This window comes from Micromonospora sp. WMMA1976 (assembly GCF_027497335.1).
In the GTDB taxonomy this organism is placed as follows: Bacteria; Actinomycetota; Actinomycetes; order Mycobacteriales; family Micromonosporaceae; genus Micromonospora; species Micromonospora aurantiaca.
Genome location: NZ_CP114912.1, coordinates 6,232,025 through 6,246,885 on the forward strand (window position 1 = coordinate 6,232,025; position 14,861 = coordinate 6,246,885).

Sequence of the window (14,861 nt, forward strand, 5' to 3'; positions counted from 1 at the left end):
GTGACGAACACACACATCGGGAGACGGCAGTGGACGAGGTCCGCAACCTGATCATCATCGGCTCCGGTCCGGCCGGCTACACAGCGGCGGTCTACGCCGCCCGCGCCAACCTGAAGCCCCTGGTGATCGAGGGCGTGCAGTCGGGTGGCGCGCTGATGACCACCACCGAGGTGGAGAACTTCCCCGGCTTCGCGGACGGCATCCTCGGCCCCGAGCTGATGGACAACATGCGCAAGCAGGCCGAGCGTTTCGGCGCCGAGTTCCTCACCGACGACGTGACCCGGGTCGAGCTGAAGGACACCGGCGAGATCGGCTCCGACGCGGTGAGCACCGTGTGGGTGGGCGAGACCGCGTACCGCGCCCGCGCCGTCATCCTCTCCACCGGTTCGGCCTGGCGTCCGCTGGGTGTGCCGGGCGAGCAGGAATACCTCGGCCACGGTGTGTCGTCCTGTGCCACCTGTGACGGCTTCTTCTTCCGCAACCAGCACATCGTGGTGGTCGGCGGCGGCGACTCGGCGATGGAGGAGGCGAGCTTCCTCACCCGCTTCGCCGAGTCGGTGACGATCCTCCACCGCCGCGACTCGTTCCGCGCCAGCAAGATCATGGCGGACCGGGCGCTGAGCAACGAGAAGATCAAGGTCGAGTGGAACACCGTGGTCGAGGAGATCCTCGGCGACGACGGCAAAGTGAGCGGCGTACGGGTGCGCAACGTGCACACCGGCGAGAGCAAGGTGCTCGACGTCACGGGCGTGTTCGTGGCGATCGGGCACGACCCGCGCAGCGAGCTGTTCCGCGGTCAGGTGGAGCTGGACGACGAGGGGTACGTGAAGGTGCAGGCCCCCAGCACCCGTACCAGCGTGCCCGGTGTGTTCGCGGCGGGTGACGTCGTCGACCACACCTACCGGCAGGCCATCACGGCGGCCGGCACGGGCTGCGCCGCCGCGCTGGACGCCGAGCGGTTCATCGCCACCATCCAGGGCTGAGAGTTCCACGAGCAAGGTTCGGAGGAGGAGAGTTCATAGTGGGAGCAACCAAGGCGGTCACGGACGCCAGCTTCGTCAGTGACGTGCTGCAGTCCGACAAGCCGGTGCTGGTCGACTTCTGGGCGGAGTGGTGCGGCCCCTGCCGCAAGGTCTCGCCGCTGCTGGAGGAGATCGCGGGCGAGATGAAGGACCAGGTCACCATCGTCAAGCTCAACATCGACGAGAACCCGGAGACGGCACGCGCCTACCGGGTCATGTCGGTGCCGACGCTGACCATCTTCAAGAACGGCCAGCCGGTGCAGTCGATCGCCGGCGCTAAGCCGAAGGGCGAGCTGGTCAAGCTCATCGAGTCGGCGCTCTGAGCCGTACCGACACTGCCGGAACCCCCGTCACCACCCCCGGTGGCGGGGGTTCCGGCTTACCTGACCTGCATGAACGCGAACCCGCCGGGTATCGGCCACGGTACGCTCCGTAAGCATCCGTCGGAGTTCCGGTCCGCCAACGTCCGTGCAGAGGGGGTCGTCGTGCGTCCGATCCGACCCGGTGACCAGGGACCGGCGGTGGCCGAGATCCGTACCGTCCTCGCCGGCCTGGAGCTTCTCCCCGCCGAGGCCGCAGGTGACGACTACGACGCCCAGACCGAACGCGCGGTACGGGCCTTCCAGCAGTCCCGCGGCCTCAGTGTCGACGGGCGGGTCGGCGCCGAGACCTGGCGGGCGCTCGACGCGGCCCGCTGGCGGTTCGGCGCCCGCGCGCTCTACCACGCCGTACCCGAGCCGCTGACCGGCGAGGACATCCGCTCGCTCCAGGAACGGCTGCTGGAGATGGGGTACGACGTGGGCCGCGCCGACGCCATCTACGGCATCCGTACCTCCCGTGCGGTGGCGCAGTTCCAGCGGGAGATGGGCCTGAAACCGGACGGCTCGTGCGGGCCGCACACCGTCAACGCGCTGCGCCGCCTGGGCCGCAAGGTGGTCGGCGGCCGCCCGCAGTGGCTGCGCGAGTCCGACGCCATCCGGCAGGCCGGTCCGACGCTCGTCGGGCGGACCGTGGTGATCGACCCGGGGCACGGAGGCACCGACCCGGGCGTGGTGGTGCCCGACGGCACGCTGCGCTGGACCGAGGCGGACCTCGTGCACGACCTCGCGAGCCGGCTGGAGGGGCGGCTCGCCGCCGCCGGCGTACGGGTACAGCTCACCCGGGGCCCGTCGCCCGGCGCCTGCCTGCCGGACGCGGACCGGGCCCAGCTCGCCAACTCCCTCGGCGCCGACGTGTTCATCTCCCTGCACACCGACGGGCACGCCAACCCGGAGGCCGAGGGGGTGGCGACCTACCACTACGGCACCGACAACGGCGTCACGTCGGCCACCGGCGAGCGCCTCGCCGGGCTCGTACAGCGGGAGATCGTGGCCCGCACCGGGCTGCGCGACTGCCGTACCCACGCCAAGGCGTGGGAGCTGCTCCGGCTCACCCGGATGCCCGCGGTACGCGTCGAGGTCGGCTACCTCACCTCACCGGACGACAGAGGGCGGCTCGTCGACCCGCGTTTCCGGGACCGGGTGGTCGAGGCCATCGTGGCCGGCGTGCAGCGGATGTACCTGCCGATCGAGCGGGACGTGCCGACCGGCTCGATCGACGTGAGCGAACTGCGGGCGATCGTGGCCGCCGGCACCGTCGTCGACTGAGCCGCGACTCAGCTCGTCGAGCGGGTGGCGGGCGCCGGGCGGACCGGCCGCAGCAGCGTCTCCGGGCTCATCGAGCCGAGCAGCTTCTCCAGCGCGTACTCCACGTCCGACTTCCAGCTCAGCGCCGTCCGCAACTCCAGCCGCAGCCGGGGGTAGCGCGGGTGCGGCCGGACCGTCTTGAAGCCCACCGAGAGGAAGAAGTCGGCGGGCGCCACGCACGCGCGCGCCGGGTCGTCGCCGAACTTCGCGTCGCCGAACGCCTCGATCGCCTTGATGCCGCGCTTGGTCAGGTCGCGGGCCACGCCCTGCACCAGCATCCGGCCCAGGCCGCCGTCGGCGAAGGCGGGCACCACGTGCGCCGTCATCAGCAATGCCGCGTCCGCCGAGACCGGCGAGGTGGGAAACGCCATCGAGCGCGGGACGTACGCCGGTGGGGCGTACATGACGAAACCGGCCGGCATGCCGTCGACGTAGACGAGCTTGCCGCAGGAACCCCACTCCAGCAGTGTCTGGGAGACCCACGCCTCCTTCTCCAGGCCCGGGTCACCGGCCGCACAGGCCCGCTCCGCGGAGACCGGATCCAGCTCCCAGTAGACGCAGCTCCGGCAGGATCGAGGCAGGTCCTCCAGCGTGTCCAGGGTCAGGCTGACCAGACGTCGCGACATGAGCGCACCCCACCACTAGGCTCGGAGCGCCGGTTCCTCCCGCGCCCTCCTGCTCCCGACGAGCGATCGTACGCCCCTGTCCGACGGTACGGGAGGGAACGCGCGAACCCCCGCCCGGACGGCCGACGGCGGGTCCGGGATGTGGACGTGTCCACACGGCCGGTGCCGCGACCGTCACCGGGGACTACGATCGACCAACCGGCCCCCGCCGCCAATGGATGTCGGCATCGCGGGTACCACACCGGGCGGCAGCCCCGCCGACACCCGATCGAGGTGATGTCCATGACCGGCACGACGCTCGACGACTACACCGACCGGTACGCCCGGCGCGTCCGCGGGATGACCGCCTCGGAGATCCGGGCACTCTTCGCGGTGGCCAACCGGCCGGAGGTCGTCTCGCTCGCCGGTGGGGCCCCCTACATCGCGGCGCTACCACTCGACGCGGTAGGCGAGATGCTCGGCCGGCTCGGCTCCGAGCACGGCGCCACCACCCTCCAGTACGGCGTCGGCCAGGGTGCCCCCGAGCTGCGCGAGCGGATCTGCGAGGTGATGTCCCTGTCCGGGATCGACGCCTCCTGCGGCGCCTCGCCGGAGGACGTGGTGGTCACGGTCGGCGGCCAGCAGGCCCTCGACCTGGTGGCTCGCCTCTTCCTGGACCCGGGTGACGTGGTGCTCGCCGAGGGCCCGACCTACGTCGGCGCGCTCGGGGTGTTCCAGGCCGCCCAGGCCCAGGTGGCCCACGTGCCGATGGACGACGAGGGGCTCATCCCGGAGGCGCTGGAGACGGCCATCGCCGACCTGGCCCGGGCCGGCCGGCGGGTGAAGTTCCTCTACACCATCCCCACCTACCAGAACCCCGCCGGCGTGACGCTGAGCGAGGAGCGGCGCGAGCGGGTGCTGGACATCTGCGAGCGCGCCGGTCTGCTCGTGGTGGAGGACGACCCGTACGGTCAGCTCGGTTTCGAGGGCGAGGCGCCCCGGCCGCTGCGGGCCCGGCGGCGCGACGGGGTCTTCTACCTGAGCACGTTCTCCAAGACGTTCGCGCCGGGCCTGCGGGTCGGCTGGATCCTGGCCCCGCACGCGGTCCGCGACAAGCTGGTCATCGCCAGCGAGGCGCAGATCCTCTGCCCGAGCGCCTACGCGCAGTCGGCCGTCTCGACCTACCTGGGCACCATGCCCTGGCGGCAGCAGCTCAAGGTCTACCGCGAGATCTACCGCGAGCGCCGGGACGCGCTGCTCGACGCGATGGCCGACCTGATGCCCGAGGGCACCACCTGGACCAGGCCGCAAGGCGGCCTGTTCGTCTGGGCGACGCTGCCCGACGGGCTCGACTCCAAGGCGATGATGCCGCGGGCAGTGGCCGCGCGCGTCGCGTACGTGCCGGGGACGGGCTTCTACGCCGACGGCACCGGCGCCGGGCACATGCGGCTCAACTTCTCCTTCCCGACGCCGGAGCGGATCCGCGAGGGCGTCCGCCGGCTGGCCGGGGTGATGGAGCAGGAGATCGCCATGCGCAAGGTCTTCGGCGCGGTCGGCGGTGCCGGACCGCGCCGCCGCCAGGGCGGCTCGGACGCGCCCGGCCCCGACTTGGCATGATGCCCGCATGTCCGACAGCCCCGCCGCAACGCCTCCCGTGACCGGATCCGCCGTCGACGAGCTGCACGTGCTCGTACTCGCGGGCGGCCTCTCCTACGAGCGGGACGTCTCCCTGCGGTCGGGCCGCCGGGTGCTCGACGCGCTGCGCGCGGTGGGCGTCGAGGCGGAACTGCGCGACGCCGATGTGGCGCTGCTGCCCGCGCTGACCGCCGACCCGCCGGACGCGGTGGTGATCGCCCTGCACGGCGCCACCGGCGAGGACGGCTCGCTGCGCGGCGTCCTCGACCTCTGGGACGTGCCATACGTCGGCTGCGACGCCCGGTCGTCCCGCCTCGCCTGGGACAAGCCGTCCGCGAAGGCGGTGCTGCGCGAGGCGGGCATCCCGACGCCCGACTGGGTGGCGCTGCCGCACGACCGCTTCTCCGAGCTGGGCGCCGTCGCCGTCCTGGACCGGATCGTCGACCGCCTCGGGCTGCCGCTGATGGTCAAGCCGGCGCAGGGCGGTTCCGGACTGGGCGCCGCCGTGGTCCGGGAGGCGGCGTCGCTGCCGGCCGCCATGGTGGGTTGTTTCGCGTACGACCAGACCGCGCTCGTGGAACGCTACGTACCCGGGATGGACGTGGCGGTCTCCGTGCTCGACCTCGGCAAGGGGCCGCAGGCCCTGCCCCCGGTCGAGATCGTGCCGCGCAACGGCGTCTACGACTACGCGGCCCGCTACACCGCCGGGCGTACCACCTGGCACGCGCCCGCCCGCCTCGACGCCGCGACGACCGCTCGGGTGACCGAGGTGGCGCTCGCCGCGCACACCGCGCTCGGGCTGCGCGACGTGTCCCGGGTCGACCTGATCGTCGACGCCGGCGGTGACCCGCACGTGCTGGAGGTGAACGTCTCCCCGGGCATGACCGAGACGTCGCTCCTACCGCTGGCGATCCAGGCAGCGGGGCTGGACTTCGGCCGGGTCCTCGGCACGCTCGTGACCCGGGCCGCCGCCCGCCGCTGACCTCAGCTCTCCCGGGTACGCGCTGCGTCCGGCCGGTCGTTCTCGTCTCCGCCCTCGTCCCCCGACTCGTCGTCGCCTTCGCTCGTCGGCGCGCTGCCCGGCGCGGATACCGGCATCGAGCCGGCCTGCGGTGCCGGGTCGGGCTCCGACGGGCCCGCCGAGGGGTCTGAGACGTCCGCTGCCGCGTCGGACTCCGGGATCTCGTCCGCTGCCTCGATCACCGAGACGGACTCCTCCTCGGGCTCCTCAGCGGCGTTCGCGGGCGAGGTCGCGGAGAGACTCGACGGCGCCTGCCACTGGATGCGCGGCGGCTCGGCCAACGGACGACCGCCGAACTCGGCGAGCCACGCGGCCACCATGGCGAGGTTCTCCCGCCACTGGTCCTCGGAGATCGGCGGCAGGATCGAGTCCCACAGCGACAGGAACGTGCCCCGCAGTTGCAGCCGCCCGTACGGCCGCGCCAGGAACCACAGGTGCAGGTGCGCCGACCCGTCGCCCCACCGGTTCACGTGGACCCGGGCCACCCCGTCGAGCGACCGCACGGCCCGCTCCAGGCGGACGGTCATCACGCCCAGTTCGGCGGCGAGCAGGTTCGGCAGGTCGCCCAGATCCAGGTGGGAACGGGACTCCAGGATCAGGACCATCGGCAGGCCGGTGGGCCGGTCCATGGCGCGGACGCGCCACCGCTCGCCGACCCAGATGTACGCCTCGTCGGGCGCGTTGCAGGCGGTGCACTCCCGGTCCGCCTCGCCACGGCGGGGAGGTTCGAACGGTACGGGCTCGTCGAGCTGCTTGACGCGGAGATCGCCCTCGAAGGGGAAGGACGGCCACTGGGTGAAGTCGGGAACTGAGGGAGGGGTGTCCGGCACGACGCTGACCCTAACCGAGTTGGCGACGCCTGTCCCTACCTGTTCCACTGGCCGCCCACCGGTTGTCCACCGCGTTGTCCACAGGCTGCCGAGATCACCAGTACAGCGCGTCATGCACTGCTCAGCAAGGGTTTCCTCGCTTCGTTTCACGTGAAACAGGGAGTGCCTGTGGACAACTGCTGTGGATAACCTCGGGTGTCTCCGGGCTCGTTCTTCCAACGATCCGGCGACCGATCCGCACCGGGGTGTCGGCGGCTCCTTCTAGCCGTTTCACGTGAAACGCGAGTGCGCGTCGGTGCGCTTCTCGGCTCGGTGGCTCGGCTCACCGGCGCCGGGCCGGCCGTGTTCCGTGACTGAGTCCTCGGCGGGTCCGGCCGATCGAACGAGGCGCCGCGAGGCGACGGGGGAAGTAAGTCGGGAGGCGAACCATCCCGCGGTTGTTCGGTGGGAACGGACCGGGCCGCGCGGATCTCAAGCCGCGCCGATCACCGCTCGGCTTAATGGCCGGCGCCGCGCCTCATGGCTTGTACTCGGCACAGCCGGCACTCGATCGGATGAGGATCGGGTCGGTCGCCGCGTTTCACGTGAAACAGCAGACGGGTTCGAGCCGACCGGCCGAGCCGGGCCACACGGCCTCGGGTTTGCGCTCGATCGCTGATAGGGCTCGCCACCGCCCTGAAGTCTGCGACCATCCGGCCCGGGGCGGGGAGAGCTGGCAGGTCATTCGAGGGCGGCACCGACGACTCAGCGGGAAGCCGTCCCGGGAATGCTGACGGGCCGCACGCCTCGGCCCGCTGCCCGGGCTCCTCGCGAGAGTCCTCGGCTCGGCGGTCCCCGGTTCGGCGCTCCCCGGCTCCGTCCCCTCCCGGCTCCGTCCCGTCCCGGGTTCGGCAGCTCTCCGGTTCGGCATTCCTCGGCTCAGCGACCCTCGCTCGGCGCTCCCCGGTTCCGTGGAGCGCGGCTCGGTGCGCCGGGATCGGCTCACATGCGCAACCGGATCGGGCTCGGCAGAGCGACTCCCGCGCGACCGCCACGGCCTAGTGTGCTCAGCCCCTTGGGTCTGGGCCGTCGCCGTCAGCCCTCCTGCCAGACCAGCGAAGTGGGCGCGCACCGACTCGTCAACGCCGAAGGCGCCCTCGGAACCTTTGCGCACTCCGCCCTCGCGCACTAGGCCGCTCAGCGCTCGGGCGCACGGCGTGCCACCAATCAGCAGCGCGGCGAGTGGGTCCACCCGCGCCCCATCTCCCAGTCACCGGTCCCCGTTTCACGTGAAACGCGGAACGAGGCGCGACAGCTCACCAACGGATGCGACCCGACGCTCCCGCCCGCTTCGGCCGCGTCAGCGCGGGAGGGGCGCCCCGGGCCTTCAGTGAGCACCATCGGCACCGGACAGCCCGGCCCGTCGTCGGAGACGCCGACTTCCGAGTGGTCGTTCTCTCCGTCGACCGGAATCGCGGTGACCCAATGCCGCCGCCGGCGAACGAGCGGCACCGAACCGGCCCGGATACGGATCCGGCCGCATCCTCTCGTCGGGATGCGGCCGGATCGACAACCGGAGAAGGAAGGACTACGCCTCGGGCGTCCCGTCCTCACCCATGCCGATGATCCCGACGATCCGCTCCAGGTCGTCGACGGTGGCGAACTCGATCGTGATCTTGCCCTTGCTGCGGCCGATGTCGACCTTCACCCGGGTGTCGAACCGGTCGGAGAGCCGGTCTGCGAGATCGGTGAGCGCCGGGGCGTGCGGCTTCGGCCGGCGCTTGGCAGCGGCCGACTTCGCCGGCTCCTCGGCGAGCGCCAGGTGCACCAGCTCCTCGGCACCGCGTACGGTGATGCCCTCGCGGACGATCCGCTCGGCGAGCGCCTCCTGCGCCTCGGCGTTGTCGAGGCTGAGCAGAGCTCGGGCGTGACCGGCGGAGAGAACACCGGCGGCGACGCGGCGCTGCACGGCGGGCGGCAGGTTCATCAGCCGGATCGTGTTGGAGATCTGCGGACGGCTGCGGCCGATCCGCCGGGCCAGTTCCTCGTGTGTAGCGCCGAACTCCTCCAGCAGTTGCTGGTACGCCGCCGCCTCTTCGAGCGGGTTGAGGTTGGCGCGGTGGATGTTCTCCAGGAGCGCATCCCGGAGCATCGCGTCGTCCTTGGTGTCCCGGACGATGGCGGGGATGGTCTCCCGGCCGACCGCCTGGGCGGCACGCCAGCGCCGCTCGCCCATCACGAGTTCGAACTTGTCGGGGTCGAGCTGGCGAACCACGATCGGCTGGAGGAAGCCGACCTCCTGGATCGAGGTCTTCAGTTCCTCCAGTGCCTCCTCGTCGAAGACGTGCCGGGGCTGCTTCGGGTTCGGCACGATCGCGTCGACCGGGATCTCCGCGAAGCGCGCGCCGGGAACCGGGCTCAGCTGCGGCTCGGGCTCGGCGGCCGGCGAGGGGGTGCTTGCGACGCCACCGGTGATGGCAGCAGTCGCACCAGCGGCCGGAGCCGACGGCGCCGCAGCAGCCGGCGACGAGTCCGGTTCGGTGGCCGCCGGTTCGGCGCCCGGTACCGGGCCGGTGGGGATGAGGGCGCCGAGCCCTCGGCCCAGTCCGCCGCGGGGACGGTTCTTCATGCGACGCCTCCCAGCGACATCTCCGCACTACGCATTCCGGCTCACCGGCTCCTTGACGCCTCGCTCCGCGATCTCCTGGGCGGCCTCGAAGTAACTCGTGGCTCCCCGCGAACCGGGATCGTAGGTCATCACCGACTGGCCGTAGCTCGGCGCCTCGGAGACACGCACGTTGCGGGGGATGACCGCCTGGAGCACCTTGTCGCCGAAGTGGTTCCGGACGTCCTGCTCCACCGCGTCGGCGAGCCGGGTACGCCTGTCGTACATGGTGAGCAGGATGGTGGAGACCTCGAGCTTCGGGTTGAGGTGCTGACGAACCAGGTTGATGTTGTTTATGAGCTGGTTGAGACCCTCCAGTGCGTAGTACTCGCACTGGATCGGGATCAGCACCTCCTGCGCGGCCACGAGCGCGTTGACGGTCAGCAGGCCGAGCGACGGCGGACAGTCTATGAAGACGTAGTCGAAGTGCCCCGGGTACGCGGCGATGGCCCGCGCCAGGCGCGACTCCCGCGCCACCACCGAGACAAGCTCGATCTCGGCGCCGGCCAGGTCGATGGTCGCCGGTACGCACCAGAGGTTCGGGATGCCCTCGACGGCCTGGGCCACCTCTTCGAGCGGCACGCTGTCGATCAGGCAGTCGTAGACGTCGGGCACGCCCGTGTGGTGCGGCACGTTCAGGCCGGTGGAGGCGTTGCCCTGGGGGTCAAGGTCGACCACGAGCACCCGGTTGCCGTGCAGCGCGAGCGCCACGGCGAGGTTCACGGTGGTGGTCGTCTTACCCACGCCGCCCTTCTGGTTGGCGACGCACATCACCCGGGTCCGGTCGGGGCGCGGCATGGTGACCTCGCCACTGGGATTCAGGATCTGCACGGCGCGCATCGCCTCCATAGCCAACGGTGGATCATCCTCTTCGCGCGTCGGGGTTTCACGTGAAACGTACGTGCTGACGTCTACCTCGTCCCCGTACCCGTCTGCCTGTGGCGTGTCGGACGGCGCCACGGTGGCCTCGGGGGCGGCCGGGTACGGCACGGCCGAGACGGGCGGCTGGGGTTCGTAGCGGGTGGGTACCGCGGCGTTCGCTCGCACCGCGGGCGGGCGCGGGGTCGGTGCGTTCACCGGACCGTCGGCCGGATCGAGCGGATCGCGGGCCGGCGGTACATTCGCCGGCGCGGACGAGACGGGACGCGCCGGCCCGCCGACGGACGGTTCCCGTCGCTTGGGCGGCTGTGCCGGATGCGGGGAGGACGGTTCGCCGGACTCGTTCACCGTCCACTCCTGGTAGTTGGTTTCACGTGAAACGGGGTCGGCGGAGGGCTGGCCTCCTGGTCCGGTCAAACGTGGATCGTCGTACCTGCCGTCGTCATGCACCTGTCATCCCTACCCGCTCCGGATGGTCGGTCCGCACCCGTCGAATCGCGTCCGCGCCTTGCACGGCGCCGTCGGCTCGGCGGGAACCATCGGGTTCGGGTGCCGCCCGGCACCGCCGTTCCACACTATCGACGCGCGGTCAGCCTACGGCCGACGGGCGCGGTGGGTCCATGTCGGGTTGCGATCGATCGCGTCACGCCCACCGGTCCAACGACCGGACCGGGCATGCGGAATGGCGTACCCGCTCAGCGGTCGCCGCGACGGCGACCGCCACGCGACCGCTTCGGCTTCTTGGGACGGCGCGGGTTCACCACGCGCTCCCGGACCACCTCGACCACAGTCGCCGGGGGGTCGATCACCCCTTCGCCACAGCGGTGCAGTTCGGGGGTCCCGCCGCCGAGGCGGATCACGGCCTCGGTGTGCTCGGTGATCTCGTCGGCCGCCGAGGCGCCCTTGAGCGCGACCAGCCGTCCGCCGGGAGCCACGAGCGGCAGGCACCAGGAGGCGAGCCGGTCCAGCGGGGCCACCGCGCGGGCGGTCACGATGTCGGCGCTCAGCGGTTCCCGGTCGCGCGAGCCGGCCGCCGCCTCCTCGGCCCGCCCACGGAACACACGCACATCCCGGGTCACGCCGAGGCGCTGCACCGCCTCGATCAGGAAGGCGGTCCGCCGGGCCAGCGGCTCCACGAGCGTCACGGTGAGGTCCGGGCGCGCGATCGCCAGCACCAGACCTGGGAGCCCGGCGCCGGAGCCGACGTCGATCACGCTGGCTCCCTCCGGGATCCGTTCCGCCACCACCGCGCAGTTGAGCAGGTGCCGCTCCCAGAGCCGCGGCGTCTCGCGGGGCCCGATCAGGCCGCGGACCACGCCGTCGGTGGCGAGCAGTTCGGCGTACGCGGCGGCCAGGTCGAGCCGGTCGCCGAACAACGCGCGGGCGGCCTCCGCCAGCTCGGGCGGCAGCGTCGCCGTCGCCGGGTCGGGGGCACCGGCGTCGCCACCGTCCACGAGGGACGGTGCATCCGCCGACGGCTCCGCGAAGACCGGGTCGGCCGCCGCGGCCGGAGCCGCCGGTGCCACGTCCGCCGCCGGCTCACCGGAGAAGGCGGGCATCACGTCCACCGCCGGGTCTGCGGGCTCGACCCCGGTCACCACCCCCGGCTCGCCGGAGAAGGCGGGCTCGCCGGGGTCGGTCACTGCCTTTCCCGGGTACGCGGGGTCGGCCGGCCCGTCGTCGTCGGAGAAGACCGGGTCGACAGTGGGGTCGGGGCGCACAGCCGACGGCCCGGGCGGCGTACCGCCCGGGCCGGTCACGGCTCCTGCCGTCGTCTCGTCGGAGATCACGGACCTCAGTCCACCGGCCGGACGACGATGCGGCGGTTGGGCTCGACGCCTTCGGACTCGCTCTCCACCCCGCTCATCGCGTTCACCACGTCGTGCACGCACTTGCGCTCGAACGCGGACATCGGCTCCAGGCGCACCGGCTCACCGTGCTCCTTGACCTTCTCGACCGCGTTCTTCGCCACGGCGGCCAGCTCCTTGCGGCGGGCGGCCCGGTAGCCGCCGACGTCGAGCAGCAGCCGGCTCGGCGTACCGGTCTGGCGGAACACGGCCAGCCGGGCCAGTTCCTGGAGCGCCTCCAGGGTTGCGCCACGCTGGCCGACCAGGTTCTGCAGCCGGCCGCCGACCACCTCGACCACCGGGCGGCCACCCGACACCAGCTCGTCGATGTCACCGTCGTAGTCGAGGATGTCCAGCAGACCCTCGACGTAGTCGGCGGCGATCTCGCTCTGCCGGAACAGGTCGCTCTCGGCCGGGGCCTTCTTCTCCCGGGCCTCGCCCGCGGCGTCCTCGGTCTCGGTGGCGGCGGTAACGGGGGTCTCCTCGTCCAGGGACTGGTCGGCGCTGGGGATGCTGGTCTCGGTCACGGGTCTCATCTCCGTACTCGCTCGGCCGGACCGTCGGGGGTCCGCTGGTCTCCCGGGGCCGGCGGGAGGTTCGCCGGGTGCCCTCGGGCACGTCTGTACGGGCCAGTTTCGCCCGTGTCCGCGCTCCGCGCGGTGATTCCGGCCCGGCGCCGACTCCTCGGATGGCAGCACGCGGCCGGAACGGGCCACCGCCGACGTCGCCGACGGTGGCCCTGTGGGCTCAGCCCTGTCGCTTGGCGGGCTTGCTGCCACCCTTCTTCGGGTTGACCGGCTTGGCACCAGGCTTCGGGCCGGCCACCTTCGGCGCGGCGGCCGGAGCCTTCGCCGGCGGCTGGGCCGCCTTGCGGCCGAACAGGCCACCGGCCTTGGCCTGCTGCACCGGGTTCTTGCCGGAGGTGCTCTTGGCGGCGCTGGTGCTCTTCGCGGTCGGCGGCGGCGGGAACTTCCGCAGCACCCACTGCTGCTGGCCGAGCGTGAAGAGGTTGTTTGTGACCCAGTAGATGATCACACCGATCGGGAAGATCGCACCCGAGATCAGCAGCGACAGCGGGATGCCGTAGAGCATCAGCCGCTGCACCATGCGCTGCTGCGGGTCCTCGGCCCACCCGGTCTTGAGAATCATCTGACGGCTGGTCAGGTAGGTGGTGGCGATCATGATCAGCACCAGGATGCCGGCGACCACCTTGACCGTGCCGGTGTTCGCACCCAGCCGGCTCAGTTCCTCGGCGGTGGAGCCGAACTTGCCGGAGATCGGCGCGGTGAACAGTGTCGCGTTGGAGGCGCTGTTGAACTGGTCGACGGTCCAGCCGTACAGGGTCTTGCCCTGGTTGTCGGGGCTGAGGCGGCGCAGCGTGTGGAACAGGCCCAGGAAGACCGGGATCTGGAGGAACATCGGAAGGCAGCCCATGAGCGGGTTGGCCTTTTCCTTCCGATAGAGCTCCATCATCTCCTTCTGGAGCGTCTCCCGGTCACCCTTGTGCTTCTCCTGGAGCTCCTTGACCTTCGGCTGGAGCGCCTGCATGGCACGCTGCGACTTGATCTGCTTGACGAAGACCGGGAACAGGATCACCCGGACCGTCACCACCAGGAAGACGATGGCGAGGATCCAGGCCCAGTTCGTACCGATCACGGCCCCGACCGGAACTCCGATGGCGTCCCAGGCCGAGTGCCAGGTCAGCAGGATCCACGAGATCGCGTAGTAGATCCAGTCGAGACTAAACACTCAGGCTCCAGTCACGTCGGAACGGCGGCGGTCGCCCGGCTCCGGAACCGGGTCGTGTCCACCAGGGTGGAAGGGGTGGCAGCGCGACAGCCGACGGACCGTCAGCCAGGCTCCCCGCAGCGCACCGTGCCGGGACACCGCCTCCACGGCGTAGGCACTGCACGACGGGTAGAACCGGCAGCGGGCCGGCAGTGCCGGACTTATCCACCGACGGTACGCGATGATGGGCGCCAGCAGCATGCGGGCACCGGTTGTGGGCGGCGGAGTCGCCGTCGTCGGGCCGCTCACCGCGACCGCCGTCCCCGGGGGGCCCGCGCGGCGGCGATGGCCGCGTCCAGGTCGGCCCCGAGCCGGGTGTACGTCGCGTCGGCCGATGCGGGCAGCGCGCGTACCACGAGGGTCGTGCCGGCGGGCAGCTCGGCCAGCCGCTCGCGGACCAGGTGCCGGAGCCGGCGGCGGACCTTGTTGCGGACCACCGCGCCGCCGACGGCCTTGGACACGACGAAGCCGGCGCGGCTCGGTGCGGAGGTCTCCGCATCGAGGGTCCGCGCCGGCTCCGGCGAGGGTGTCGCGGTGGTGCCGATCGGCTCGGGGAGGGTCAGGTGGACCACGACGGCGCCGCGGCCGACGCGTCGGCCACCGCGAACCGCTGCGGCGAAGTCGCTACTGCGCCGCAGTCGTTGCGCGGCGGCCAGCACGACTGCCCACGTCCCCGGACCGGACCTGTCGGCGTCAGGCCGACAGGCGCGCGCGGCCCTTGGAGCGACGGGTAGCGATGATGGCGCGGCCGGCACGGGTGCGCATGCGCAGCCGGAAGCCGTGGGTCTTCGCGCGCCGGCGGTTGTTCGGCTGGTAGGTGCGCTTGCTCACGTCAGGCTCTCCGTTGTCGTACGCCCCGCGCGGCGGATCGCCCGGGGTCGTGTGCTGGTCCAGATCACCTGTCG

General features: G+C 71.8%; 15 protein-coding genes. 5 read left to right on the forward strand and 10 right to left on the reverse strand.

What is annotated here, in order from left to right:
• The first annotated feature begins 29 nt into the window (after positions 1-29).
• The 3 genes from trxB (at position 30) to O7546_RS28810 (ending at position 2,668) form a co-directional block, all read left to right on the forward strand.
• Positions 30-983, forward strand: a complete 954-nt coding sequence (gene trxB / locus O7546_RS28800; protein ID WP_194800291.1) for a thioredoxin-disulfide reductase — start codon at positions 30-32, stop codon at positions 981-983.
• A 38-nt stretch (positions 984-1,021) separates the two neighbouring features.
• On the forward strand, positions 1,022-1,345 hold the full coding sequence (trxA, locus tag O7546_RS28805; RefSeq protein ID WP_013289375.1) for a thioredoxin: 324 nt from the start codon (positions 1,022-1,024) through the stop codon (positions 1,343-1,345).
• A gap of 162 nt (positions 1,346-1,507) precedes the next feature.
• Entirely contained in the window at positions 1,508-2,668 is a 1,161-nt protein-coding gene (locus O7546_RS28810; RefSeq protein ID WP_194800290.1) for an N-acetylmuramoyl-L-alanine amidase, read from the forward strand.
• 8 nt (positions 2,669-2,676) lie between these two features.
• On the opposite strand, the gene O7546_RS28815 is transcribed toward O7546_RS28810, so the two are convergent.
• On the reverse strand, positions 2,677-3,333 hold the full coding sequence (locus O7546_RS28815) for a GNAT family N-acetyltransferase (RefSeq protein WP_194800289.1): 657 nt from the start codon (positions 3,331-3,333) through the stop codon (positions 2,677-2,679).
• 282 nt (positions 3,334-3,615) lie between these two features.
• Between O7546_RS28815 and O7546_RS28820 the strand changes: the two genes are divergently transcribed.
• Entirely contained in the window at positions 3,616-4,929 is a 1,314-nt protein-coding gene (locus O7546_RS28820) for a PLP-dependent aminotransferase family protein (RefSeq protein WP_194800288.1), read from the forward strand.
• Between the two features lie 7 nt (positions 4,930-4,936).
• Positions 4,937-5,929: a D-alanine--D-alanine ligase gene (locus O7546_RS28825; protein ID WP_194800287.1), complete on the forward strand. Its 993-nt coding sequence runs from the start codon at positions 4,937-4,939 to the stop codon at positions 5,927-5,929.
• Between the two features lie 2 nt (positions 5,930-5,931).
• On the opposite strand, the gene O7546_RS28830 is transcribed toward O7546_RS28825, so the two are convergent.
• The 9 genes from O7546_RS28830 to rpmH form a co-directional block, all read right to left on the reverse strand.
• Positions 5,932-6,798, reverse strand: coding sequence for a hypothetical protein (locus tag O7546_RS28830; protein ID WP_269697863.1), 867 nt, complete (start codon positions 6,796-6,798; stop codon positions 5,932-5,934).
• A 1,567-nt stretch (positions 6,799-8,365) separates the two neighbouring features.
• Complete coding sequence (locus tag O7546_RS28835; protein ID WP_194800285.1) at positions 8,366-9,406, reverse strand: ParB/RepB/Spo0J family partition protein; 1,041 nt, start codon at positions 9,404-9,406, stop codon at positions 8,366-8,368.
• A 27-nt stretch (positions 9,407-9,433) separates the two neighbouring features.
• Positions 9,434-10,771: an AAA family ATPase gene (locus tag O7546_RS28840; protein ID WP_269697864.1), complete on the reverse strand. Its 1,338-nt coding sequence runs from the start codon at positions 10,769-10,771 to the stop codon at positions 9,434-9,436.
• Between the two features lie 245 nt (positions 10,772-11,016).
• The gene (gene rsmG, locus O7546_RS28845; RefSeq protein ID WP_228531913.1) at positions 11,017-11,880 is read right to left on the reverse strand and encodes a 16S rRNA (guanine(527)-N(7))-methyltransferase RsmG; all 864 of its coding nucleotides are present in this window, start codon (positions 11,878-11,880) and stop codon (positions 11,017-11,019) included.
• Between the two features lie 236 nt (positions 11,881-12,116).
• Entirely contained in the window at positions 12,117-12,704 is a 588-nt protein-coding gene (locus O7546_RS28850; RefSeq protein ID WP_135242593.1) for a R3H domain-containing nucleic acid-binding protein, read from the reverse strand.
• Between the two features lie 211 nt (positions 12,705-12,915).
• Positions 12,916-13,917: a membrane protein insertase YidC gene (gene yidC / locus O7546_RS28855; RefSeq protein WP_194800284.1), complete on the reverse strand. Its 1,002-nt coding sequence runs from the start codon at positions 13,915-13,917 to the stop codon at positions 12,916-12,918.
• Complete coding sequence (yidD, locus tag O7546_RS28860; protein ID WP_013477538.1) at positions 13,918-14,157, reverse strand: membrane protein insertion efficiency factor YidD; 240 nt, start codon at positions 14,155-14,157, stop codon at positions 13,918-13,920.
• 44 nt (positions 14,158-14,201) lie between these two features.
• Positions 14,202-14,615 carry a ribonuclease P protein component gene (gene rnpA, locus O7546_RS28865; RefSeq protein WP_194800283.1) on the reverse strand — a complete coding sequence of 138 codons (414 nt, stop codon included), beginning with the start codon at positions 14,613-14,615 and terminating at the stop codon, positions 14,202-14,204.
• 34 nt (positions 14,616-14,649) lie between these two features.
• Positions 14,650-14,787: a 50S ribosomal protein L34 gene (gene rpmH / locus O7546_RS28870; RefSeq protein ID WP_018788530.1), complete on the reverse strand. Its 138-nt coding sequence runs from the start codon at positions 14,785-14,787 to the stop codon at positions 14,650-14,652.
• Between the last annotated feature and the right edge of the window lie 74 nt (positions 14,788-14,861).